At 73.0% G+C, this 22,801-nt stretch carries 22 protein-coding genes; 12 read left to right on the forward strand and 10 right to left on the reverse strand.

Annotated elements, in window-relative coordinates; translation table 11 throughout:
* Window positions 1-58 precede the first annotated feature (58 nt).
* Window positions 59-223 carry a hypothetical protein gene (locus LN037_RS17560; protein ID WP_230754900.1) on the reverse strand — a complete coding sequence of 55 codons (165 nt, stop codon included), beginning with the start codon at window positions 221-223 and terminating at the stop codon, window positions 59-61.
* Between the two features lie 156 nt (window positions 224-379).
* Between LN037_RS17560 and LN037_RS33180 the strand changes: the two genes are divergently transcribed.
* The gene (locus tag LN037_RS33180; protein WP_305058797.1) at window positions 380-730 is read left to right on the forward strand and encodes a LysM peptidoglycan-binding domain-containing protein; all 351 of its coding nucleotides are present in this window, start codon (window positions 380-382) and stop codon (window positions 728-730) included.
* A gap of 134 nt (window positions 731-864) precedes the next feature.
* On the opposite strand, the gene LN037_RS17575 is transcribed toward LN037_RS33180, so the two are convergent.
* Window positions 865-1,620 carry a GntR family transcriptional regulator gene (locus tag LN037_RS17575; RefSeq protein ID WP_230754902.1) on the reverse strand — a complete coding sequence of 252 codons (756 nt, stop codon included), beginning with the start codon at window positions 1,618-1,620 and terminating at the stop codon, window positions 865-867.
* A 121-nt stretch (window positions 1,621-1,741) separates the two neighbouring features.
* On the opposite strand from LN037_RS17575, the gene iolC reads away from it, so the two are divergent.
* From iolC to LN037_RS17630, 11 genes are all read left to right on the forward strand, one after another.
* Window positions 1,742-2,722, forward strand: a complete 981-nt coding sequence (iolC, locus tag LN037_RS17580) for a 5-dehydro-2-deoxygluconokinase (protein WP_230754904.1) — start codon at window positions 1,742-1,744, stop codon at window positions 2,720-2,722.
* Window positions 2,715-3,617, forward strand: a complete 903-nt coding sequence (locus LN037_RS17585; RefSeq protein WP_230754906.1) for a class I fructose-bisphosphate aldolase — start codon at window positions 2,715-2,717, stop codon at window positions 3,615-3,617. Before iolC ends, LN037_RS17585 begins: the two co-directional genes overlap by 8 nt.
* Window positions 3,614-4,486, forward strand: a complete 873-nt coding sequence (gene iolB / locus LN037_RS17590; protein WP_230754908.1) for a 5-deoxy-glucuronate isomerase — start codon at window positions 3,614-3,616, stop codon at window positions 4,484-4,486. Before LN037_RS17585 ends, iolB begins: the two co-directional genes overlap by 4 nt.
* On the forward strand, window positions 4,486-6,396 hold the full coding sequence (gene iolD / locus LN037_RS17595) for a 3D-(3,5/4)-trihydroxycyclohexane-1,2-dione acylhydrolase (decyclizing) (RefSeq protein ID WP_230754910.1): 1,911 nt from the start codon (window positions 4,486-4,488) through the stop codon (window positions 6,394-6,396). The genes iolB and iolD overlap by 1 nt, the downstream gene beginning before the upstream one ends.
* A 14-nt stretch (window positions 6,397-6,410) precedes the next feature.
* Window positions 6,411-7,949 carry a CoA-acylating methylmalonate-semialdehyde dehydrogenase gene (locus tag LN037_RS17600; RefSeq protein ID WP_230754912.1) on the forward strand — a complete coding sequence of 513 codons (1,539 nt, stop codon included), beginning with the start codon at window positions 6,411-6,413 and terminating at the stop codon, window positions 7,947-7,949.
* Window positions 7,950-8,026: 77 nt separating this feature from the next.
* Complete coding sequence (locus LN037_RS17605) at window positions 8,027-9,445, forward strand: sugar porter family MFS transporter (RefSeq protein WP_230754914.1); 1,419 nt, start codon at window positions 8,027-8,029, stop codon at window positions 9,443-9,445.
* On the forward strand, window positions 9,442-9,795 hold the full coding sequence (locus tag LN037_RS17610) for a universal stress protein (RefSeq protein WP_230754916.1): 354 nt from the start codon (window positions 9,442-9,444) through the stop codon (window positions 9,793-9,795). Before LN037_RS17605 ends, LN037_RS17610 begins: the two co-directional genes overlap by 4 nt.
* 185 nt (window positions 9,796-9,980) lie before the next feature.
* The gene (locus LN037_RS17615; protein ID WP_230754918.1) at window positions 9,981-10,916 is read left to right on the forward strand and encodes a sugar phosphate isomerase/epimerase family protein; all 936 of its coding nucleotides are present in this window, start codon (window positions 9,981-9,983) and stop codon (window positions 10,914-10,916) included.
* Between the two features lie 10 nt (window positions 10,917-10,926).
* Entirely contained in the window at window positions 10,927-11,943 is a 1,017-nt protein-coding gene (locus LN037_RS17620; protein WP_230754919.1) for a Gfo/Idh/MocA family protein, read from the forward strand.
* Entirely contained in the window at window positions 11,940-12,824 is an 885-nt protein-coding gene (locus LN037_RS17625; RefSeq protein WP_230754921.1) for a sugar phosphate isomerase/epimerase family protein, read from the forward strand. Before LN037_RS17620 ends, LN037_RS17625 begins: the two co-directional genes overlap by 4 nt.
* The gene (locus tag LN037_RS17630) at window positions 12,821-13,963 is read left to right on the forward strand and encodes a Gfo/Idh/MocA family protein (protein WP_230754923.1); all 1,143 of its coding nucleotides are present in this window, start codon (window positions 12,821-12,823) and stop codon (window positions 13,961-13,963) included. Before LN037_RS17625 ends, LN037_RS17630 begins: the two co-directional genes overlap by 4 nt.
* 191 nt (window positions 13,964-14,154) lie before the next feature.
* On the opposite strand, the gene LN037_RS17635 is transcribed toward LN037_RS17630, so the two are convergent.
* The 8 genes from LN037_RS17635 to LN037_RS17670 all read right to left on the reverse strand — a co-directional run bounded on the left by LN037_RS17635 (window position 14,155) and on the right by LN037_RS17670 (window position 22,732).
* Entirely contained in the window at window positions 14,155-14,751 is a 597-nt protein-coding gene (locus LN037_RS17635) for a DJ-1/PfpI family protein (RefSeq protein ID WP_230754925.1), read from the reverse strand.
* Between the two features lie 58 nt (window positions 14,752-14,809).
* Complete coding sequence (locus LN037_RS17640; RefSeq protein WP_230754927.1) at window positions 14,810-15,802, reverse strand: LacI family DNA-binding transcriptional regulator; 993 nt, start codon at window positions 15,800-15,802, stop codon at window positions 14,810-14,812.
* A gap of 2 nt (window positions 15,803-15,804) precedes the next feature.
* On the reverse strand, window positions 15,805-18,018 hold the full coding sequence (locus LN037_RS17645; protein WP_230754928.1) for a cytochrome P450: 2,214 nt from the start codon (window positions 18,016-18,018) through the stop codon (window positions 15,805-15,807).
* A gap of 162 nt (window positions 18,019-18,180) precedes the next feature.
* The gene (locus LN037_RS17650) at window positions 18,181-18,960 is read right to left on the reverse strand and encodes a TIM barrel protein (RefSeq protein WP_230754930.1); all 780 of its coding nucleotides are present in this window, start codon (window positions 18,958-18,960) and stop codon (window positions 18,181-18,183) included.
* Window positions 18,957-19,817, reverse strand: a complete 861-nt coding sequence (locus tag LN037_RS17655; protein WP_230754932.1) for a sugar phosphate isomerase/epimerase family protein — start codon at window positions 19,815-19,817, stop codon at window positions 18,957-18,959. Before LN037_RS17655 ends, LN037_RS17650 begins: the two co-directional genes overlap by 4 nt.
* Window positions 19,814-20,809, reverse strand: a complete 996-nt coding sequence (locus tag LN037_RS17660) for a Gfo/Idh/MocA family protein (RefSeq protein ID WP_230754934.1) — start codon at window positions 20,807-20,809, stop codon at window positions 19,814-19,816. Before LN037_RS17660 ends, LN037_RS17655 begins: the two co-directional genes overlap by 4 nt.
* 13 nt (window positions 20,810-20,822) lie before the next feature.
* Window positions 20,823-21,584 (reverse strand): SDR family oxidoreductase, encoded by a 762-nt coding sequence (locus tag LN037_RS17665; protein WP_230754936.1) that lies wholly within the window; start codon window positions 21,582-21,584, stop codon window positions 20,823-20,825.
* Window positions 21,581-22,732 carry a phytanoyl-CoA dioxygenase family protein gene (locus LN037_RS17670; protein ID WP_230754938.1) on the reverse strand — a complete coding sequence of 384 codons (1,152 nt, stop codon included), beginning with the start codon at window positions 22,730-22,732 and terminating at the stop codon, window positions 21,581-21,583. The genes LN037_RS17665 and LN037_RS17670 overlap by 4 nt, the downstream gene beginning before the upstream one ends.
* Window positions 22,733-22,801: the final 69 nt, after the last annotated feature.

The raw sequence follows: 22,801 nt of genomic DNA on the forward strand, positions 1-22,801 counted from the left end.
TGATCGCTGAGCGAGCACATCGCTCGGCTCGATGAGATCTTGGCGCTCGCGGGCGGGGTCAGCGGCTGGCGATGATCACCGCGAGCACGACGCCGATGACGACCCAGACGGCGCCCACGAGAGCCTTCTCCGACCCTCCTCCACGACCGCCCTTGAGGCGCCGGAACGGGACGAGGACGAAGAGCACGACCAGCACGACGAAGGCCAGCGGCAAGAGATCCATCGTCGGTCGATCGTGCGGAGCGCTCGATCGGGTCGCAAGAAGTTGGGGCTCTCCGGGCGATCCGGCACGACCGCCCGGCCCTGCCACGCTGCGGCGTCCGGCCCATCTCCGAGCGCGGGCTCGGCACGAGGCGTGGCTGCGGGCGAGGATCTCGGTATGAACCTGGCGCGGATCGTCGGTCTGGTGGTCCTCGTCGTCCTGCTGGTCGCCGTCATCTCCGAGCCGGCGAACTCCGCCGCCACCGTGCGATCGGGCGGACGTGCCCTCGGGGAGGCCGGGAGCAGCCTCGGCGCGTTCGTGTCGTCGGTGACGAGCGGGTGGGGGTCGTCGAGCCGCGCGTCGCTCGCGACCGACGAGGACGGCGTGGGTTCCTACACCGTCCGTCCCGGGGACACGCTGTCGTCCATCGCAGCCCGCTACCGCGTCGAGGTGAGCACGCTCGCGGACCGCAACGACCTCGCCGACGCCGATCTGATCCGTCCCGGCCAGCGCCTGTCGGTGCGCTGACCGCTCCCGGGAGCAAGATCCCGACCTGCCGCGCGATGTGATCGCTGAGCGAGCACATCGCTCGGCTCGATGAGATCTCGGCGCCCGCGCGGCGGCCTTGGTACCGAACCAGCGCCGGACCAGGGCCGAGCCGCCTACACGACGACCGAGGTCTCCACCGTGTACCGGTCGGCGCGGTAGAGGTGGCGCCCGACCTCGACGAGCGCGCCGGCGTCGTCGTACACCAGCATCTCGGCGGTGACGCAGGCCAGCGGCGTCTCCTGCTCGAGCAGCGTCGCCTCCTCGTCGGTGGCGAGCCGCGCGCCGATGGTCTGGCGGGCGATGGCGATCTGCACGCCCCGGGCGCGCAGCAGGTCGTAGAGGCCGGTGCTCGCGAGCTCGGCGAGGTCGTCGTCGGTCAGGCGCAACCGCTCGGGCAGGTAGTTCGTCATGACGGCGAGCGGCTCGTCGTCGGCGGAGCGCAGCCGTCGGATCCGCTGCAGCGTCTCGTCCGGGGACAGCACCTCGCCGAGCCCGAGCGACGCCGCGGGCACGGTGTCGGTCGAGAGCAGCCGCGTGCGGGGCGCGCGACCCGCCGTCGTGAGGTCCTCGTGGAGGGACGAGAGCCGGACGTCGCGGTGGATCGCGGGCCGGGTGACCTGGGTGCCGAGGCCGCGCCGGCGCACGAGCATGCCCTTGCGGACCAGCTCCTGGATCGCCTGCCGCGCCGTGGGGCGGGCGAGGCCGAGCCGCTCGGTGAGCGCGAGCTCGTTCTCGATGCGGTCCCCGGGCTGCAGCTCGCCGGACGCGATCTTGCCCTCGATCGCCTGGGAGAGCTGGTGGTAGAGCGGCACGGGACTGGTCCGGTCGAGCCGCACGTCCAGCGGGACGGCCTCGGAGCGGGTGGCCATGGGGGCAGCGTACCGCCTCACGTCCTATTGTCATCATGTCTGTACAAAGTATTGACGTTGTCGGTGGGCGCGCCTACCGTTCTGCACGACGCCGGAACCCACGAGCACCGAGAGGTCATCCATGAACGCCTCCGTCGCGCCCCCCGAGGTCCTGACGTTCGGCCGGGCCGGGGTGGACATCTACCCGCTGCAGGTCGGGGTCGGGCTGGAGGACGTCACCACGTTCGGCAAGTTCCTCGGCGGCACCACCGCGAACGTCGCCGTCGCCGCGGCCCGTCTGGGTCGCCGCGCCGCGATCGTCACCGGCGTGGGCGACGACCCGTTCGGTCGCTACGTGCGCCGGGAGCTGAACCGCCTCGGGGTCGACGACCGCTACGTCGTCACGAACACCGAGTACGCCACCCCGGTCACGTTCTGCGAGATCTTCCCGCCGGACGACTTCCCGCTGTACTTCTACCGCCGGCCCACCGCGCCGGACCTGCAGGTCCGCCCGGCCGACCTCGACCGCGACGCCATCGCGGGCACCGACCTGCTGTGGCTCTCGGTCACCGGCTTGTCCGAGGAGCCGTCACGCTCGGCGCACCACGAGGCGCTCGCCGCCCGCGGCTCCGGGCGCACGGTGCTCGACCTGGACTACCGGCCGATGTTCTGGGAGTCCCCGGAGCAGGCGCGCGCGGAGATCCAGAAGGTCCTCGGGCAGGTGACCGTGACCGTCGGCAACCGCGAGGAGTGCGAGGTCGCCGTCGACGAGACCGACCCCGACCGGGCGGCCGACGCCCTGCTCGACGCCGGTGTGGAGCTCGCCGTCGTGAAGCAGGGCCCGAAGGGCGTGCTCGCGAAGACCCGCACCGAGCGGGTCGTCTCCCCGCCGCTGCAGATCACCCCCTACAACGGCCTCGGCGCCGGCGACAGCTTCGGCGGCTCGCTCGCGCACGGCCTGCTCGCCGGCTGGCCGCTGGCCGAGGTCCTGCACCGCGCCAACGCCGCGGGCGCGATCGTCGCCTCCCGCCTGGAGTGCTCCACCGCCATGCCCACGCCCGCCGAGATCGACGTCCTCCTCTCCGGCGGGGACCCGAACCAGAACGGGGAGTCCGATGCCTGACTTCGTGGCCGACCTCGCGGAGCTCCGCGACGTCCGCGCCCACGACCCGGGCCGCGTCGCCGCGCTGCTCGCCGCCCGGTCGCGTCAGCCGTTCCTGCCCGCCGACGGCCGGCTCATGCTGGTCGCGGCGGACCACCCCGCCCGGGGCGCGCTGTCGGTGCGCGGCAACCCCGACGCCATGGAGAGCCGCCCGGAGCTGATCGAGCGGCTGGTCACCGCGCTCGCCCGGCCCGGCGTCGACGGGGTCCTGGGCACCGCCGACGTCCTCGAGGACCTGCTGCTGCTCGGGGCGCTCGAGGACAAGGTCGTGGTCTCCTCGATGAACCGCGGCGGGCTCGCGGGCTCGGTGTTCGAGATGGACGACCGGCTCACCGGCTACGACGTCGCCGCCACCGTCGACGCGGGCTTCGAGGCCATCAAGATGCTCACCCGCATCGACCTCGCCGACCCCGCGACCGTGGCCACGCTCGAGAGCTGCGCGCAGGTCGTCACCGAGGCCAACCGCGCCGGGATCGTCGCGATGGTCGAGCCGTTCATCTCCCGCCGCGTCGACGGTCGCGTGGTCAACGACCTCTCCCCGGAGGCCGTCATCCGCTCGGTGCACATCGGGCAGGGTCTCGGTGCCTCCAGCGCCCACACGTGGCTCAAGCTGCCCGTGATCGACGACATGGAGCGGGTCATGGCGGCGACGACGCTGCCGACGCTGCTGCTCGGCGGCGACCCCGCGGGCCACCCCGACGACACCTACGCGTCCTGGGGCAAGGCGCTCGCCCTGCCCGGCGTGCGCGGGCTCGTCGTCGGCCGGTCCCTGCTCTACCCGCCCGACCACGACGTCGCGGCCGCCGTCGACACCGCCGTATCGCTGGTCCGCCCGCCGAAGGAGGCCGCGGCATGACGCGCACCGTGCTCGGCGACGAGCTCCACCTGCCGTCGGGGAGCACCGCCGCCGACGGCTTCGACACCCTGATCACGCCCGAGGTCGCGGGCTGGAGCCACTCCTCGCTGCGCACCTTCACGCTCGGCCGGGGGGAGGAGCGGACCGTCCCGACGGCGGGTGAGGAGATGTTCGTCGTCCCGCTCGCCGGCTCCGGCGCGGTCACCCTCGGGAGCACGACGTTCGAGCTGCGCGGCCGCTCCGGCGTGTTCGCCGGCCCCACCGACGTCGTCTACCTGCCCGTGGACGCCGAGGTGACCGTGCGGGGCGAGGGCCGCTTCGCGCTGACCGGCGCGCGCACCGACCAGCAGCTCCCGTTCCGGTACGCCCCTGCCACCGACGTCCCTGTGGAGCTGCGCGGGGCCGGGCAGGCCAGCCGGCAGGTGCGCAACTTCGGCACCGTCGGGGTGTTCGAGACCGCGTCGCTGATCGCCTGCGAGGTGATCACGCCGAACGGCAACTGGTCGAGCTACCCGGCCCACAAGCACGACACCGCGGGCCCGCACGAGTCCGAGCTCGAGGAGATCTACTACTTCGAGATCGCGGCCTCGCCGCACGGCACCCCGGGGATCGGCTACCACCGCACCTCCACGTCGGAGGCCGGGGAGATCGACGTGCTCGTCGAGGTCCGCGACCGCGACACCGTGCTCGTCCCGTTCGGCTGGCACGGACCGTGCATGGCCGCCCCCGGGCACGACATGTACTACCTCAACGTCATGGCCGGCCCCGGGCCGGAGCGCGCCTGGCGCATCACCGACCACCCCGAGCAGGCATGGGTGCGGGAGACCTGGGCGGACCAGAGCATCGACGCTCGTCTGGGAGGGCAATGATGGCCGACACGATCCGGCTCACCGTCGCGCAGGCGACGGTGCGCTTCCTCGCCGCGCAGTACTCGGAGCGCGACGGCGTGCGGCAGAAGCTGTTCGCCGGGTGCTTCGGGATCTTCGGCCACGGCAACGTGGCGGGGCTGGGCCAGGCGCTGCTGCAGGCCGAGCTCGAGGAGCCCGACGCGCTGCGCTACGTCCTCGGCCGCAACGAGCAGGCGATGGTGCACACCGCCGTCGCCTACGCCCGCACGCAGGACCGCCTGCGCACCTGGGCCGTCTCGTCCAGCGTCGGCCCCGGCGCCACCAACATGGTCACCGGCGCCGCCCTCGCCACCATCAACCGGCTGCCGGTGCTGCTGCTCCCGGCCGACACGTTCGCCGACCGCTCGGCCTCGCCCCTGCTGCAGGAGCTCGAGCTCCCGAGCGCCGGCGACGTGACCGTCAACGACTGCTTCCGCCCCGTCTCGAAGTACTTCGACCGTGTGTGGCGCCCCGAGCAGCTGCCCGCCGCCCTGCTCTCGGCGATGCGCGTGCTCACCGACCCGGTCGAGACCGGTGCGGTCACGGTCTGCTTCCCGCAGGACGTGCAGGCGCAGGCGCACGACTGGCCGGTCGAGCTCTTCGCCGAGCGCACCTGGCACGTCGCCCGCCCGCTCCCGGAGCGCTCCGCGGTCGCCCGGGCGGCCGAGGTCATCCGCTCCGCGCGCCGCCCGCTGGTGGTCGCCGGCGGCGGCGTGCACTACAGCGGCGCGGTCGAGGCGCTCACGGCGTTCTGCGAGGCCACCGGCATCCCGGTCGGGCAGTCGCAGGCCGGCAAGGGCACGCTCGCATGGGACCACCCGCAGTGCCTCGGCGCGATCGGCTCCACCGGCACCACCGCCGCCAACGCGGTCGCCGCCGAGGCCGACGTCGTGATCGGCATCGGCACCCGGTACTCCGACTTCACGACGGCGAGCCGCACCGCCTTCGCGCACCCCGACGTCCGCTTCGTCAACGTCAACGTGGCCCCGATCGACGCGGTGAAGCACTCGGGCGTCTCGGTCGTCGCCGACGCCCGCGAGACGCTGGAGGCGCTGGCCGCCGCCCTCGACGGGCACGCGGTGGACGCGTCCTACGTCGAGCAGTACCGCGCCCTCGACGCCGAGTGGGCCGCCACGGTCGACGCCGCCTACCACCCGACGACCCCGAACGGCGGCGCGGACGGCCTGCTCACCCAGGGCGAGGTCCTGGGCATGGTCAACGACCTGTCCGACCCACGCGACGTCGTGGTCTGCGCGGCCGGCTCCATGCCCGGTGACCTGCACAAGCTGTGGCAGACGCGGGACCCGAAGGGCTACCACGTCGAGTACGGCTACTCCTGCATGGGCTACGAGGTCGCCGGCGGTCTCGGCGTCGCCCTCGGCTCGCCCGACCGCGACGTGTTCGTCATGGTCGGCGACGGCTCCTACCTGATGATGGCCACCGAGCTCGTCACCGCGGTCCAGGAGGGCCTCAAGGTCATCGTGGTGCTCGTGCAGAACCACGGCTTCGCCTCGATCGGCTCGCTGTCGGAGTCGCTCGGTTCGCAGCGGTTCGGCACGAGCTACCGCTACCGCTCCTCGTCCGGTCGGCTGGACGGCTCGCACCTGCCGGTCGACCTGGCCGCCAACGCCGAGTCCCTCGGCGTGCCCGTCCGCCGGGTGCGCAGCGCCGAGGACTTCGCGGCGGCCGTGCACGCCGCGAAGGCCGACGCCCACGCGTCGGTGATCCACGTCGAGACCGACCCGCTAATCGGGGCACCCGACTCCCGGTCCTGGTGGGACGTGCCGGTCAGCGAGACCTCCACCCTCGCCTCGACGCAGTCCGCCCGAGCCACCTACGACGCCCACAAGGCGAGGCAGCGCCCGTTCCTCGCGCCCGCTGAGAAGCACTGATCCGGAGATTCGAGATGACCAGCACGCTGGACGACACCGCCACCACCCCCACCGAGGGCGGCGTTCCCGAGCTCACCCACTGGATCGGCGGCAAGGCCGCCCCGGGCGGGAGCGGCACCTTCGGCGACGTCACCGACCCCGCGACCGGCCAGGTCACCAAGCACGTCCCGTTCGCCTCGGCCGAGGAGGTCCTGGACGCCGTCGCCGCGGCGAAGGCCGCCTTCCCCGGCTGGCGGGACACCTCGCTGTCGAAGCGGACGACGATCCTGTTCCGGTTCCGCGAGCTGCTCAACGCCCGCGCGCCGGAGCTGGCCGAGCTGATCACGGCCGAGCACGGCAAGGTCCTCTCCGACGCGGCCGGTGAGGTCGCCCGCGGCCAGGAGGTCGTGGAGTTCGCGTGCGGCATGCCGCACCTGCTCAAGGGCGGCGCCACCGAGAACGCCTCGACCGGGGTCGACGTGCACTCGGTGCGTCAGCCGCTCGGCGTCGTCGGGATCATCTCGCCGTTCAACTTCCCGGCCATGGTGCCGATGTGGTTCTTCCCGATCGCGATCGCGGCGGGCAACACCGTGGTGCTCAAGCCGAGCGAGAAGGTGCCCTCCGCGGCGCTGTGGATCGCCGAGCTGTGGCGCGAGGCCGGCCTGCCCGACGGCGTGTTCAACGTCGTCAACGGCGACAAGGTCGCCGTGGACGGGCTGCTGACCAGCCCGGACGTCAAGTCGATCTCGTTCGTCGGGTCGACGCCCATCGCGCGCTACATCTACGAGACCGGCACCGCGCACGGCAAGCGCGTGCAGGCCCTCGGCGGGGCGAAGAACCACGCCGTCGTGCTGCCCGACGCCGACCTCGACCTCGCCGCCGACCAGGCGATCAACGCCGGGTTCGGCTCCGCCGGCGAGCGCTGCATGGCGATCTCGGCGCTGGTCGCGGTCGGCGACATCGCCGACACCCTCGTCGACAAGATCGCCGAGCGGGCCCGCGGGCTGCGCACCGGCGACGGGCGCCGGTCGTGCGACATGGGCCCGCTGGTCACGAAGGCCGCGCAGGAGCGGGTGTCGGGCTACGTCGACGCCGGCGAGCGCGAGGGCGCGACCGTCGTGGTCGACGGCCGGCAGGGTGACTTCGACGCCGACGGCGAGGGCTTCTTCGTCGGCCCGACGCTGCTCGACCACGTCGGCACCGACATGTCGGTCTACACCGACGAGATCTTCGGCCCGGTGCTCTCGGTGGTGCGCGTGGACACCTACGCCGAGGCCGTGGACCTCATCAACGCCAACCCGTACGGCAACGGCACCGCGATCTTCACCAACGACGGCGGCGCGGCGCGGCGGTTCCAGAACGAGGTCGAGGTCGGGATGATCGGCGTGAACGTGCCGGTCCCCGTGCCGATGGCCTACTACTCCTTCGGCGGCTGGAAGAACTCGCTGTTCGGCGACACCCACGCCCACGGCACCGAGGGCGTGCACTTCTTCACCCGCGGCAAGGTCGTCACCACCCGCTGGCTCGACCCGTCCCACGCCGGACTCAACCTCGGGTTCCCCACCAACGCCTGACCCCCCTTCCCGACGGCGGGTGACACCACGTCCGCCGTCGGGCCGCCCCACGACGCCCTCATCGGGGAGGAGCGCTCATGAGCACCGACTCCGCGGCACCACCGGATCTGCCGCCCGACACGAAGGGGCCGCACTCCTCGCGGCTCGGCCTCATCGCCGTCGTCGCGACGTTCGGCGGCCTGCTCTTCGGCTACGACACCGGCGTCATCAACGGCGCCCTGGAGCCCCTGACCCGCGACCTCGGCCTGACGTCGGTCACCGAGGGCATCGTCGTCAGCATCCTGATCTTCGGCGCCGCGATCGGCGCGATGGTCGGCGGTCGGCTCTCCGACCGGTACGGCCGCCGGCACAACATCCTGCTGCTCGCGGTCGTCTTCATGGTCGGCACGATCGGCTGCGTCGTCTCCCCGAACTGGGAGATCCTGGCGCTCTTCCGGTTCGTGCTCGGGCTCGCGGTCGGCGGGGCCTCGGCCACCGTGCCGGTCTACCTCGCCGAGATCGCCCCGGCCGAGCGCCGCGGCGGGCTCGTCACCCGCAACGAGGTCATGATCGTCTCGGGCCAGTTCGCGGCGTTCGTCATCAACGCGGTCATCTTCAACATCTGGGGCGAGATCGACGCGATCTGGCGCGTCATGCTCGTCGTCGCGCTGCTGCCGGCGATCGCGCTGTTCATCGGGATGCTGCGCATGCCGGAGAGCCCGCGCTGGCTCGTCGGGCAGGGGCGCGACGACGAGGCCCTCGCGGTCCTCGAACAGGTCCGCACCCCGGAGCGGGCGCGCGCCGAGATGGCCGAGGTGCACCGCCTCGCCGAGGAGGAGGAGCTCTCCCGCACGGGCGGGGCGTCCGACCTGTCGGTGCGCTGGATCCGCCGGCTCATCCTGATCGGCGCCGGGCTGGGCGTGTTCCAGCAGTTCACCGGCATCAACTCGATCATGTACTACGGCACCCAGCTTCTCGGCGACGCCGGGTTCTCCGCGAGTGCCGCGATCATCGCGAACACCCTCAACGGCCTGTTCTCGGTCCTCGGCATCACCGTCGGCATCCTGCTGATCAACCGCATCGACCGGCGCACGATGCTGCTCGGCGGCTTCGCCCTGACGACGACGTTCCACCTGCTCGTCGGGCTCTCCGCGCTGCTGCTGCCCGACGGGACGGCGAAGGCCTACTTCATCCTGGTGTTCGTCGTGCTGTTCGTGTTCTGCATGCAGGGCACGATCGGCCCCCTGGTGTGGTTGATCCTCTCCGAGATCTTCCCGCTGAAGATCCGCAGCCTCGCGATCGGCATCAGCGTGTTCGTGCTGTGGATCGCGAACGCCGTGGTCGCGCTGGTCTTCCCGCCGACGGTCGAGGCGATCGGGATCGCGCCGACGTTCTTCATCTTCGTCGTGCTCGGCCTGGTCGCCCTGGTGTTCACCCACCGCTACGTGCCCGAGACCCGCGGGCGGTCGCTCGAGGAGCTCGAGGCCGACTTCCGATCCGCAGGAGGTGTCCGATGAGTGTGCTCGTGGCGGTCGGAGAAGGGACGGAGGGCACGCACGCCCTGGCGGCGGGGGCCGCGGAGGCGGCCCTGCTGGACGCGAAGCTCGTCGTCGTGAACCTGTCGTTGTCGGCACTCGACCCGGCGCTCGTGCCGACCGGCGCGGAGGTCGTCGAACGGCACGGCGCGGGCGACCGCGACCCCTCCGAGGCCGTGCTCGACGAGATCGACGAACGCGGTGACGTGCAACGGCTCGTGATCGGCGTGCGCCGCCGCTCGCCCGTGAGCAAGGCCCTGCTGGGCAGCATCTCCCAGCGCCTGCTGCTCGAGTCGCCCGTGCCGGTCCTGGCGGTCAAGCCGCCGGCCTGAAGCACGGCCCGGTGTCCGTCAGGCAGGCCCCGCAGCGTCGGGGTCTGCCTGACGTGGATCTCGGCCCGGGCGGCTCCGACACCCATCTAGAGCGCTCTAAATATCTTGACGGTATGTCTGTACAAAGCCGGGGCGACTGCCTAGCGTTGTCCCCGTTCGGCCCCACTCTCATCGAGGAGATCGCAGTGAGCAGCATCCGCGTGGGCTCCGCCCCCGACTCCTGGGGCGTCTGGTTCCCCGAGGACCCGGAGCAGACCACCCCCGAGCGCTTCCTCGCCGAGGTGGCCGGTGCGGGGTACGACGTGATCGAGCTCGGCCCCTACGGGTTCCTGCCCACCGACCCGACCGCGCTGGCCGACGCGCTGCGTGAGCACGGCCTGTCCGTCTCGGCCGGCACCGTGTTCGAGCACCTGCACCAGCCCGACTCGTGGGACCACGTCTGGGACCAGGTCGCCGACGTCGCGGCCCTGACCCGCGCGGTCGGCGGCGAGCACCTCGTCGTGATCCCGGAGCCGTGGCGCGACCACAAGACCGGCGCGCCGAAGGAGCCCCGCGAGCTCGACGCCGCGTCCTGGGGCCGCCTGACCACGGGCATGGACACCCTCGGCCGCCGCGTGCTCGAGGAGTACGGCCTGCGCGTGCAGTTCCACTCGCACGCCGACTCGCACGTCGGCTACCAGCGCGAGATCGAGCGCTTCGTCGAGTCGACCGACCCGCGCTACGTGAACCTGTGCCTCGACACCGGCCACGTCTCGTACTACGGCGGCGACAACGTCGCGATCATCCGGAAGTACCCGGAGCGCATCGGCTACCTGCACCTCAAGCAGGTCGACCCGGCGATCGTCGCCCGCGTCGAGGCCGAGGACCTGCCGTTCCCCGACGCCGTCCGCGCCGGCGCGATGATCGAGCCGCCGCACGGTGTGCCGTCGATGCCCGACGTGCTCCGCGCCGTCGAGGAGGCCGTCCTCCCCGTGAACCCGGACGTCTTCGCGATCGTCGAGCAGGACATGTACCCGTGCCCGCCCGACCAGCCGCTGCCGATCGCGAAGCGCACCCGCACCTACCTCGCCGGCTGCGGCGGCGCGGTCGCCGTCGGCCCCGCCGCCCTCACCACCGCCTAGGAGCCACGCCATGACCGACGAACTCCGCGTCGCCGTCCTCGGCGTCGGCAAGATGGGCGCCTTCCACGTCGACAGCCTGACGCACCGCACGCGCGGGGCCCGGGTCACCGTCGTCAGCGACTTCGTCGACGAGCAGGCCCACCGGGTCGGCGACCCGATCGGCGCCCGGGTGGTGGCCGACCCGCTCGAGGCGATCCACGCCGACGACGTCGACGCCGTCGTCCTCGCGAGCCCCGGTGCCGCGCACCACGAGCAGGTCCTCGCCTGCCTCGAGGCCGGCAAGCCCGTGCTCTGCGAGAAGCCGCTCACCGTCGAGGCGTCCACCTCGCTCGAGGTGTACCGCCGCGAGTCGGAGCTGGGCCGCCGCCTCATCCAGGTCGGGTTCATGCGCCGGTTCGACCACGAGTACGCGCAGCTGCAGCGGATGACCGCCGCCGGCGAGTTCGGCGCGCCGCTCATGCTGCACTGTACGCACCGCAACCCCGACGTGCCGGACTTCTTCGACTCGCAGTTCATGATCCGCGACTCGGTGGTCCACGAGGCCGACACCGCCCGCTTCCTGCTCGGCGAGGAGATCACCGCGGTCAGCGTGGTCAAGGGCCGTCCGACCTCGACCGCGCCGGCCGGGACGTCGGACCCGATGCTCGTGCTGTTCGAGGCGGAGTCGGGCGCGCTCGTCACGATCGAGATCTTCGTGCGCACCGGGGTCGCGTACGAGGTGCGCACCGAGCTCGTCGGCGAGCGCGGGTCGGCGACGATCGGACTGGACCAGAACGTCGTCGTGAAGCGTCCGGGCGGGACCTGGGGCGGGACGATCACCCCGGGCTTCGTCGAGCGCTTCGGGCAGGCCTACGACGACCAGATGCAGCGCTGGGCCGACGCCGCCCGCGCCGGGATCGCCTCCGGCGGGGACGCGGTCGACGGCCCGGGCAGCTGGGACGGCTACGCGGCCGCGGCGATCTGCGAGGCCGGGGTGGCGGCCGTCGTCAAGAACGTCCGGGTGGAGACGGGGATGGAGCAGCGGTGAAGCTCGCCCTCGACGCGCAGATGTTCCACCGGACGACGCCGGTGGTCGACCTGCCCGACGCCGTCGCCCGTGCCGGCTACCAGTGGATGGAGCTCTCCCCGAAGGAGGACTTCATCCCGTTCTTCGCACACCCGCGGGTGGACTCCGCCACGGTCGCGACGCTGCGCCGCCGCGCGGCGGACGCGGGCGTGGGCATCTCGTCGGTGCTGCCGGTGCTGCGCTGGTCGGGGCCGTCCGAGGAGGCCCGCCAGGCGGCCGTGCGGGCCTGGCGGCGGGCCATCCGGATCACCGTCGACCTCGGCGTCGACACGATCAACACCGAGTTCAACGGCCGGCCGGAGGCGGCGGAGCACGCGGAGTCGATGTTCCTGCGCTCGTTCGACGAGCTGGCCCCGGACTTCGAGCGCGAGGGCATCAGGCTCGTGCTCGAGCCGCACCCCGACGACTTCATCGAGGACGGCCACGCGGCCGTCGACATGATCGCCGGGCTCGATCGGGACTGGATCACGTTCCTCTACTGCACCCCGCACACGTTCCACCAGGGGAACGACGCGGCCGGGATCATCGCCCACGCCGGGTCCCGTGTGACCAACGTGCACCTCGCGGACACCCTCGACCACACCGCGTCCGGCGGCCTGCGCTACATCGTCAACCCGCCGGGGTCGACGGTCCGGGTGCACCAGCACGCCCCGATGGGCGCGGGCGAGGTCGACTTCGACGAGGTGTTCGCCGCGCTCGCGACGGCGGGCTTCGACGGCACCCTCACCCACTGCGTGTTCGGGTGGGAGGAGCGCGCGCTCGACGTGGTGACCCGCGACCGGGACACGATCACGGCCCTCGTCGGGAAGCACTTCGGCGCCGTGGCGTGGGAGACGCCGTGACCGGGGTCGGGCTCGTCGGTGCGGGGTGGATGGGGCATCTCCACGCCCGGGCGTACTCCCGGCTGCCGCACCACGTGGCGCTCGCGGACCGACCGCGGCTGGTCGCGGTGGCCGACGCGGTCGCCGCGGCGGCCGACGACTTCGTGGCGCGCTACGGCTTCGGGCGGGCGACCACCGACTGGCGGTCGGTGGTCGACGACCCGGCCGTCGAGGCGGTCAGCGTCGCCGCGCCGAACGGGCTGCACCGCGAGATCGGCGTCGCGGTCGCGCAGGCGGGCAAGCACCTGTGGATCGAGAAGCCGGTCGGGCTGACCTCGGCCGACACGGCCGCCGTCGCGCAGGCCGTGCACGCCGCGGGCGTCACCTCGACGATCGGTTTCAACTACCGGATGGTGCCCGCGATCGCGCGGGCGCGGCGACTGCTCGCCGAGGGGGCGATCGGCCGGCTCACGCACGCGCGCTTCCGGCTGCTCACCGACTTCGCCGCCCATCCCGACGGCGGGTTGAGCTGGCGGTTCACGCGGGCGCAGGGCGGGTCGGGGGTGCTGAACGACCTCGCCGTCCACGGTGTCGACCTGATCCGCTTCCTCGTGGGGGAACCCCGCACGGTCGTCGCCGACGGGGAGCGCTTCATCCCGCGCCGCCCGGTCGTGGCGGCGGGTGCGAGCCAGTACTCGCGCGGGGGAGACGTGTACGGGGACGTCGAGAACCTCGACTACGTCTCGGTGCTCGGGCGGACCGCCGACGACGTGCTCGTGCAGCTCGAGGCGAGCCGCGTCGCCGTCGGGGACCAGAACGACTACGGGTTCGAGATCCACGGGACGCAGGGCCTCGTGTCGTTCGACTTCCGGCGCCCGGGGGAGCTGCTCGTGTCGTCCGGTGACGGTTACGTGGACCAGGCGTCGTCCGTGGTCGCGGCCGCTCCCGGCGACGGCGACTTCGCGCTGTTCCAGCCCGGCGCAGGCAACCCGACGTCGCTGGACGACCTCAAGGTGTCGGAGGCCAACGCGTTCCTGCGCGGTGTCGCCGGTGGGGAGGTCGCTCCTGGCGCGACGATCGACGACGCCCTCGCCGCGGCGCGCGTGCTCGACGCGGTCGCGCAGTCGATGGACAAGCGCGGCTGGGTGGACCTGGCCTGACCCACTCTTCGGCGTGAGGGGAACCCTGGTGCCACAAGAGCGCTCGGATCCTCCCCTCACGCCGGCGGGCCCTTACTGAACGAAGGGCACCTTCGGTCGAATAGACCGACCGGGGGTGCCCTTCGTTCACGACGGCGGGTGGTGGCGGTGGGCGCCCACGGCTGGCCTATTCGAGCGAAGGGGCCCTTCGCTCAACGGGAGACCGGCAGCTCGACCTGCAGCGGATAGACCATGTGCGCCGCGACGGCGTGGGCGGTCTCCGGGTCGGCCTCCCGGGCGACCAGGTGGAACGCCAGGTCGATGCCGCTGGTCACCCCGCCGCCCGTCACGAGGTCGCCGTCGTCGACCACGCGGGCGTCCCGCCGCACGATGGCCCCCGACTCCTCCAGCGCGTCCATCGCGCTCGGGTGCGTGACGGCGGGTCGCCCGGTCGTCAGGCCCGCCGTCGCCAGGATCATCGCGCCGGTGCAGACGGAGGCGACGAGCGTGCCCGAGTCGGCCAGCTCCTTGACCCGCCGAGGCAGCACGCCTCGATCGGCCTGGGCCCGCGCGCCGCTGCCGGGCACGAACCACCCGCCGCCCGGCACGACGACGAGGTCGGGCTCGCCGAGCACCTCCGACACGGTCAGCACCATGCCGTGCGCACTGGTCACCGTGCCCGGCGCATCCACTGCGACCAGCGTCGACGACCAGCCGTCCAGCCGCGTCGAGGCGTGCGAGAACACCTCGTGCGGTCCCAGCGCGTCCAGGTCGTCGAAGCCGTCGAACACCACGATCTCGATCCGCATGCCATCCAGCCTGACGGGACCCGCCGTCGAGAACGAGTGGCAGGAACGACGAGAAGCGTCAGATTCCTGCCACGGCGCCCACCGACGACCGCATCACGACCTCCGGTCGGATCACCACGTCCCGGCGCGCCGTCCGGCCGCCGTCGAGGCGCTCGCCGATCAGGTCGAGCGTGTGTCGGGTCAGGCCGGGCACGTCCTGGCGGATCGTCGTGAGGCCCACGGGGCCCATGCGTGCCAGCGGGGAGTCGTCGAAGCCCGCCACCGACACCTGCGCGGGCACGTCGACCCCGGCGCGGGTGAGCTCGGACATGAAGCCGATCGCCGCCTGGTCGTTGAACAGCAGGACGGCCGTGGGCAGGTCGTCCGCGAGCATCACGCGGGCGCTGGCCACGCCGTCGTCGGCGTCCTTGCCGCCGGCGAGGACGTGCGGCTCCAGCCCGGCCGCCGCCATGGCCGACCGGTAGCCGGCCTCGCGGTCGGCGGCGATCACCGCGTCATGCCCTCGGACATAGGTGATCCGACGATGGCCGAGCCCGACGAGGTGTCCGACCAGCTCGGACACCCCCGCGTAGTCGTCGAGGCGCACCACGTCGAGTTCCGCGCCCGGAATCCGGCGCCCGACCGTGACGACCGGGAGCTGCCGGTCGAGGGCCACGAGCCGCTCGACCGGAGCCTCGGTGCCGATGAGGACCAGCGCCTCGCACCGCGAGTCGAGCAGCGACTCGACGGCCCGCGCCTCGTCGCGGTGCGGGGTCCGCGGGCCGAGGAGCAGGTCGTAGCCGATCCGGTCGGCCGCGGCGAGCATCTCCTCGGCGAGCTCCGCGTGGAAGGTCGACCGGACCTCCAGCACCACGCCGATCATCCGGCTGCGGCGCGACGCCAGCGCGGCCGCGGCGCGGTCGGGTCGATAGCCCAGCCGGTCGGCGGCGGCGAGCACCCGCTCCACCGTGTCCGCCGAAGGCCCCGGCGCACCACGCATCACCATCGACACCGAGGCCCGCGACAGGCCGACCTCGGCGGCGACGTCCTCCAGACGGATGCGCCGGGCCACGGTCAGAGGTCGAGGCGCAGCGACGCGGTGCACGAGCGGGACACGCAGATCATCATGCAATCGTTGCGCGACCGCTCCGCCGCGTCGAGCACCGAGTCGCGGTGGTCGGGCACCCCGTCGAGCACGCGGGTCTCACAGGTCCCGCAGGTGCCCTCGGCGCACGACGAGACGACGGTCGCGCCCGCCTCCTCGACGACCTCGAGCACGGACCGCTCCGGCGGCACCTCGAGCGTGACGCCGGTGCGCGCCAGCTCGACGGTGAACGCCTCGGTCCGCAGCGGGTCGCCGACCGGCTTCGGACTGAACCGCTCGACGTGCAGCGCGCCCTCCGGCCAGCCGGCGCACCGCTCCTCGACCGCCGCGAGCAGCGGCTCCGGTCCGCAGCAGTAGACCAGCGTGTCCTCGCGGGGTGTCCCCAGCAGGGTGTCGAGGTCGAGTAGCCCGACCTCGTCCTGCGGGGCCACCGTCACCCGGTTCCCGTAGCGCGACAGCTCGTCGAGGAACGCCATCGACGCGCGCTGCCGACCCCCGTACACGAGGTGCCAGTCCGCGCCGGACGCGTGCGCGGCGGCGATCATCGGCAGCAGGGCGGTGATCCCGATGCCGCCCGCGATGAACAGGAAGCGCCGCGAGCACGCGAGCGGGAAGTTGTTGCGCGGCCCGCGCAGGCGGACCCGGTCGCCGACCTGCAGCGTGTCGTGCACGTGCCGCGACGTCCCGCGCCCGTCGGCCTCGCGCAGGACGCCCAGCCGCCAGGTCGTCCGGTCCTCCGGCGACCCGCACAGCGAGTACTGCCGCGGTGCGACGCCGTCGAGGAGCAGGTCGGTGTGCGCGCCCGGCTGCCAGACCGGGAACGACCCGCCGTCGGGACGGCCCAGGGACAGCGTGACGACGCCCTCGGAGACGGGCTCCTTCCCGACGACGACCGCCTCGAGATCCGAGGCCTCCTCCTGACGACGGGTCGGGGCGGGCGGGGCCGTCGGGCCCGTCGTCCGGATCGGGAGGTGCTTCCAGACGTACATGTTCGGCGAGCTCGGGTAGAACGTCGGCTCGCCGTCGAGCTCGTAGTCACCGAGCAGCGGCAGCGCCTCCTCGAGCGCGATGCGGGCCTCGAGCCGGGCGAGCGGCGCGCCGAGGCAGCCGTGGACACCCTCGCCGAAGCCGACCTGGCGGCCGGGCGGGCGGGTGATGTCGAAGCGGTCGGGGTCGGGGTAGCGGCGCTCGTCGCGGTTGGCAGCACCCGGGATGAGCACGACGCGCGCGCCCTTCGGCATCGTGACGCCGTGCAGCGTCACCTCGCGCGACGTGGTGCGGGCGGTGAGCTGCAGCGGGGTCGCCCAGCGCATCGCCTCCTCGATCGCGGCCGGGACGAGCGACGGGTCGGCCTGCAGTAGCGCGCGCTGGTCGGGGTTCTCGGCGAGCAGCTTGAACAGCGTGCCGGTGAGGCCCGCGGTGGATTCGACGCCGCCGAGGAAGAGGATCGTCATGAGCCCGCTGACCTCGGAGACCGGCGTGATCTCGTCGGGGACGAACGGGGTGCCGTCGATGTCGGCCGTGACCATCTTCGTGAGCAGGTCGTCGCGGTGCTCGCGGCGCCGCTCGTTCAGCACGTCGATGAAGTACTGCTGCACGCCGGCGGTCGCGGCCTTGGCCTTCGGCCCGAGGTGCGGCGTCCCGGGGATGCGCTCCTTGAGCTCGTGGGTCCAGCGCTCGAGCTGGTCGCGGCGGGCGAGCTGCTCGGCCGTCGCGTCGGCGCGGCCGGGGAAGCCCATGAGGTGGAAGAACACGTCGAACGGCATCGGCCACGCGAGCTCGTCGGCGAGATCGAGCGTGTCGCGGCCCCGCAGGTTCTCGACCAGGCCCCGCACGACCGTGCGGATCCCCGATTCCAGGTTCGCGATCCGCCGCGGCACGAAGTAGGGCTGGACGACGTGACGCACCTGGTCGTGCCGCGGGTTGTCCATGCTGCCGATCGATCCCGGCGGTACCTGCTCGAGCCGCGAGTCGTCGATGTCCATGCCCTCGAAGCTGCGGAACGTGTCGGCGTCGGTGATCGCCGCGCGCACGTCGTCGAACCGCGTGAGCGCGAACCACTGCCGGCGCTCCGACCAGTAGACCGGCGCCTCGTCCCGCATCCACCGGTACGTCCCGAACGGGTCGGCCGTGTAGAAGGTCGGGTCGAACGGGTCGTACTCGACGGCGGTGGGTGCGGCCATCGGGGTCCTCCGGGGATGAAGTGGTGGAGTGGCTCTCCTGGAGCTTAGAGCGCTCTAAACGGTGATCACAATACTTTTGTCCGCACAAAGCGAAGGGCCCGCCGACCGTGTGGTCGGCGGGCCCGTGTGAGCACTGTCCGTGGCGCCCGCCACGGACAGTGCTCACACGCCGAACGCACTCTCGAACGCGTCCAGCGCGGCGTCGGGGTCGCCGCTGGCCCACCCCTCGAGGCCCACCACTCCCGTGTAGCCCCGCTCGGCCAGGGCCCGCGCGATCGCCGGGTAGTGGATCTCGCCGGTCCCGGGCTCGCAGCGGCCCGGGACGTCCGCGACCTGGATCTCGCCGACGTACGGCAGCGCCTCGTCGAGCAGCGCGATCAGGTTCCCCTCGCCGATCTGGGCGTGGTAGAGGTCCAGGTTGAGCCGCACGTGCGGTGAACCCACTGCACGCACCAGCTCGAGCGTGTCCGCGGCCCGCGCGAACGGGACGCCCGGGTGGTCCACGTCGAGGTTGAGGTTCTCCAGCGTGAACACCCGCCCGGCCTCGGCACCCAGCTCCGCGACCCGGCGCAGGGTGTCGGCGGCGGTCAGCCACATCCGCGGCGTCACGACCTCCACCGGCACCACCGGCAGTCCCTGCCCGTCGAGCCCGGTGCCGTGCAGGTTGAGGCGCGGGCAGTCGAGCTTCGCCGCGACCTCGAGCGACCGGCGCGCCGAGGCGAGCAGTTCGGCGATGCCGTCGGGGTCGGTGAGCGACCCGGTGAGGTAGCCGGTCATCGAGGAGAACCGGGCGCCGGTGGCCGTGAGGTCGTCGACGTCCTTCGTCGCCCAGTTCCAGATCTCGACGGCGAACCCGCGTTCGTGCAGCCGGCGGACCCGGTCGGCGAACGGCCGGTCCAGGTACAGCATCTCGGCGCAGGCCGCGAGCTCGAAGGAGCTCACGCCAGCACCGAGCGCAGGTGCTCCACCGACGCCGCCACGTCCGCGACCGGTCCGACGCCGGACGGCTCGTCGTGCAGGATCGTGTCCTGCTCCAGGACGTACCAGCCGTCGTAGCCGCGGGCGGCGAGGTCCGAGAGCACCGCCGTCAGGTTCACGTCGCCCGACCCGAGCGGCCGGTACATCCCGCGGCCGACCGCCTCGGTGTAGGTCAGCCGGCCGTCCTGCACCTGGCGCGCGAGGGTCAGGTCGACGTCCTTGAGGTGGGTGTGCGCGACCCGCTCCGGGGCCTGGCGGGTGATGTCGGCCGGGTCGGTGCCGCCGATCAGGAGGTGCCCGGTGTCCAGGCACAGCCCGATCGACGAGCCCGCGAGCACCCGCTGCACGTCGTCGGTGTTCTCCACCATCGTCCCGACGTGCGGGTGCAGGACCGCCTCGACACCGCGCGCCGCGGCGACGGCGGCGATCCGGTCGAGGTTGCCGAGCAGCAGCGACCAGCCGGCCGCGTCGAGCTCGGGTCGTGAGTCGTAGCCCGCGCCGCCGGAGTCGGCGGAGAGCACGAGCGTGCCGGCGTGGGCCGCGTCGTAGCTCGCGAGCAGCGCCTCGACCCCGGGCACCGGGTCGTGGTCCGGCACGTGCAGCAGCGTCGGGGTGAAGCCGCCGACGGCGTGCAGGTCGTACTCGGCGAGCGTCGCGGCCTTCGCCGCGGCGTCGGCGGGCAGGAACCCGTCGGGGCCGAACTCGGTGGCCGCGAGCCCGACCTCGCGCATCTCGGAGAGCACGCGCTTCGGCTCGAGCTGGTGGCCCCAGCCGGGGACCTCGCAGACGCCCCAGGAGATGGGCGCACCGGCAATCTTCATCGCTGTACCTCGTCGATCCGCACCGGACGGTGCTCGTGCAGGGACAGGGTGGCGGCCTCGGCGATCCAGCCGGCGGCCATGGCGTCGGCGACGGAGCACGGCGTCGGCCGCGTCCCCGCCACGAGCTCGGTGAACGCGGTGAGCTCCGCGCGGAAGGCGGGTGCGAGCCGGTCCATGAAGAACGCGTGCGGCGTGCCCGCCGGGAAGGTCACGCCGGGCTCGGCCGAGCGCAGCGGCAGCCCGTCGTCGAGCCCGACGGCGATCGAGTCGCGGTCGCCGTGCAGCTCCATCCGCACGTCGTAGCCGCGCGGGTTGTAGCGGGTGTTGGACACCAGCGCGTGCGAGCCGTCGTCGAGGGTCAGCACCGCGGCCGCCGTCGAGACGTCGCCGACCTCCGCGAACACCGGGTCGCCCGCGGTGTCGCCGGTGGCGAACACCTCGACGACCTCGCGGCCGGTGACCCAGCGGATCGCGTCGAAGTCGTGCACCGAGCAGTCGCGGAAGATGCCGCCGGAGATGCGGACGTAGTCCAGCGGCGGCGGCGCCGGGTCCAGCGTCGTCGCGCGGACGGTGTGCACGCGGCCGAGCTCACCCGAGGCGACCGCCGCCCGCGCCGTCGTGTACCCCTCGTCGAAGCGCCGCGGATAGCCGATCTGCACCCGCTCGTCGCGGCCCGCGAGCTTCGCGGCGACGTCGAGTGCGTCGTCGATCCGGCCGGCCAGCGGCTTCTCGCAGAAGGCGGGGAGCCCGGCGTCGACGGCCGCGAGCAGCAGTTCCGGGTGGGCCGGGGTCGCGGCGGCGATGACGACGCCGTCGACGCCGGCGGCGAACACGTCCTCCGGGGAGTCGACCGCCTGCGCGCCGACCTCGGCCGCGACGGCCGCGGTCACGTCGGGACGGGCGTCGGTGACGACGAGCTCGTCGACGATGCCGCGCAGCGTCTCCGCGTGGAAGGCCCCGATGCGCCCGAGGCCGATGAGTCCGATCTTCACTGCCATGTGCCTTTCAGTCGTGGGCGCCGGGGACCTGCTGGTCCCAGTCGAGGACCGAGCCGGTGACCACACCGGATCGATCGGAGAGCAGGAGGACGACCATCTCGGCGGCGTCCTCGGGGGCGGCGAGACGCCCGGCGGGCAGGCCGGCGCCGGCGCGTGCGCGCCAGTCCTCGCCCGCGCCGTGCCGCCGCTGCACGACGTCCTCGCCCTCGGTGTCGGTCCAGCCGATGTCGAGCTGGTTGACCCGGATCCGGTCGAACCGGTGGGCGTGCGCGGCGTTGCGGGTGAGGGTCGCGAGGCCGCCCTTCGCCGCGGAGTACGGGCTGAGGTCCGGCGCTCCGCCGCGGGCCGACTCGGACCCGATGTTCACGATCGTGCCGGGCTCGCCGCGCCGGATCATGTCGGCCACGGCGGCCTGCATCAGGAAGAACGGCCCGCGCAGGTTGATCGCGATGTGCGCGTCGAACAGCTCCGGCGTGGTGTCGAGCAGCGAGCCGCGGTCGACCAGGCCCGCCGCGTTGACCAGCCCGTCGACCCGTCCGAACTCGGCGACGACCGTGGCGACCGCGGCGCGGCACGCGCCGACGTCGGCGACGTCGCACGGGACGAACAGCGCTCCGAGGTCGGCCGCGACCTTCTCCCCGTGTTCCCGACGACGGCCCGTGACGGCCACCGACGCCCCCTCCCGCCGGGCGGTCCGGGCGACGGCCGCGCCGACCCCGGAGGTGCCGCCGCTGACGAGCACCACGCGACCGGCGAGCAGCCCGCTCACGTGACCACACCGCGTCGTCGGGACGTCTGGGCCGACAGCGCAGCATCCAGCGCAGAGGGCGACCACCGCTCCCGAACGGCGCGCAGCAGCACGTCGGCGGGCGAGGGCGGGGCGAGGCCGTCGACGGGCGGGTCCGCGTCGAGGTCGGTCGGGAAGGCGTAACCCTCGGCGGTCGCGGCGACCGCGTTCTCGAGCGAGCCGTCGTCGGGGAGCGAGAACAGCGCGGGGAAGACCGCGCGGGCCATGGCGGCCCGGTCGCAGCTCTCCATCGCGCGCCCGAAGGCGGACGAGACCTGGAGCAGGTTGGCGAGCCGGTGGACGTCGGTGGTCCGGTTGTGGCCGGCGCCGTGGATGAGCGCGGGGTTGAAGAAGACCGCGTCGCCGGCAGCGAGCGGCAGTTGGACGTGGTGCTCCGCGAAGTACGTGCGGACGTCCTCGCGGTCGGCGACGAGGTAGCCGTGGGGGTAGGTCTGGGAGTGCGGCAGGTACATCGTCGGGCCGGACTCGACGGGCATGTCCCCGTGCGCCACCGCGCCCTGCAGCGTGAGCGCGGGCGAGAGGCGGTGGACGTGGGAGGGGTAGCGGGCGGCGCCGGCCGCGTCCATGAAGCCGAGGTGGTAGTCGCGGTGCGGGCTCTGCGCGGCGCCGCCCGGGTTGACCTGGTTGACCTGCGACGTCACCTGATAGCCCGGGCCGAGCCAGGCCTCGCAGACCAGGGCGAGCGCGGGGTTCGCGTAGTAGGCGGCGAACACCGCGGGGGCGCGCAGGGCGAGCTTCTCGGCCGCGTTCCAGATGCGGTCGTTCGCGCCGGGCTTCGCGAAGTGATCGCCCGCGACGGCCCCGGAGGCGCGCTGCTCGGCGATCATCGCGCGGAACTCGGCGGTGGCCGCGTCGAGCACCGGACGCTCGAACGTCCCCGAGATGACGACGATGCCCGGGCCGTCCAGGAGGGTCGCGACCAGCTCGGTCTGGACCGCGCGCCGGTCGTCGGCGAGCAGGGTGGTCGCGTCGTAGACCGGCACGCCGGAGCGGATCGCCGCAGCGCGCGGATGGGCGGCCGGGTCGGTGCCGCGCTCGACGTGCGCGCGCAGGTCCCCGACGCGGGCCTCGGCCGGGTCGAGCCACGTCGGGGCGGCGGTCGACGTCATCGTCGGGCTCCTTCCGAAGGGCCTTAAAGCGCTTTAAGGTGCAGGATGAGTGTCCGCGCTCACCGGATT

The sequence above is a fragment of the Actinomycetospora soli genome (genome assembly GCF_021026295.1).
GTDB lineage: Bacteria > Actinomycetota > Actinomycetes > Mycobacteriales > Pseudonocardiaceae > Actinomycetospora > Actinomycetospora soli.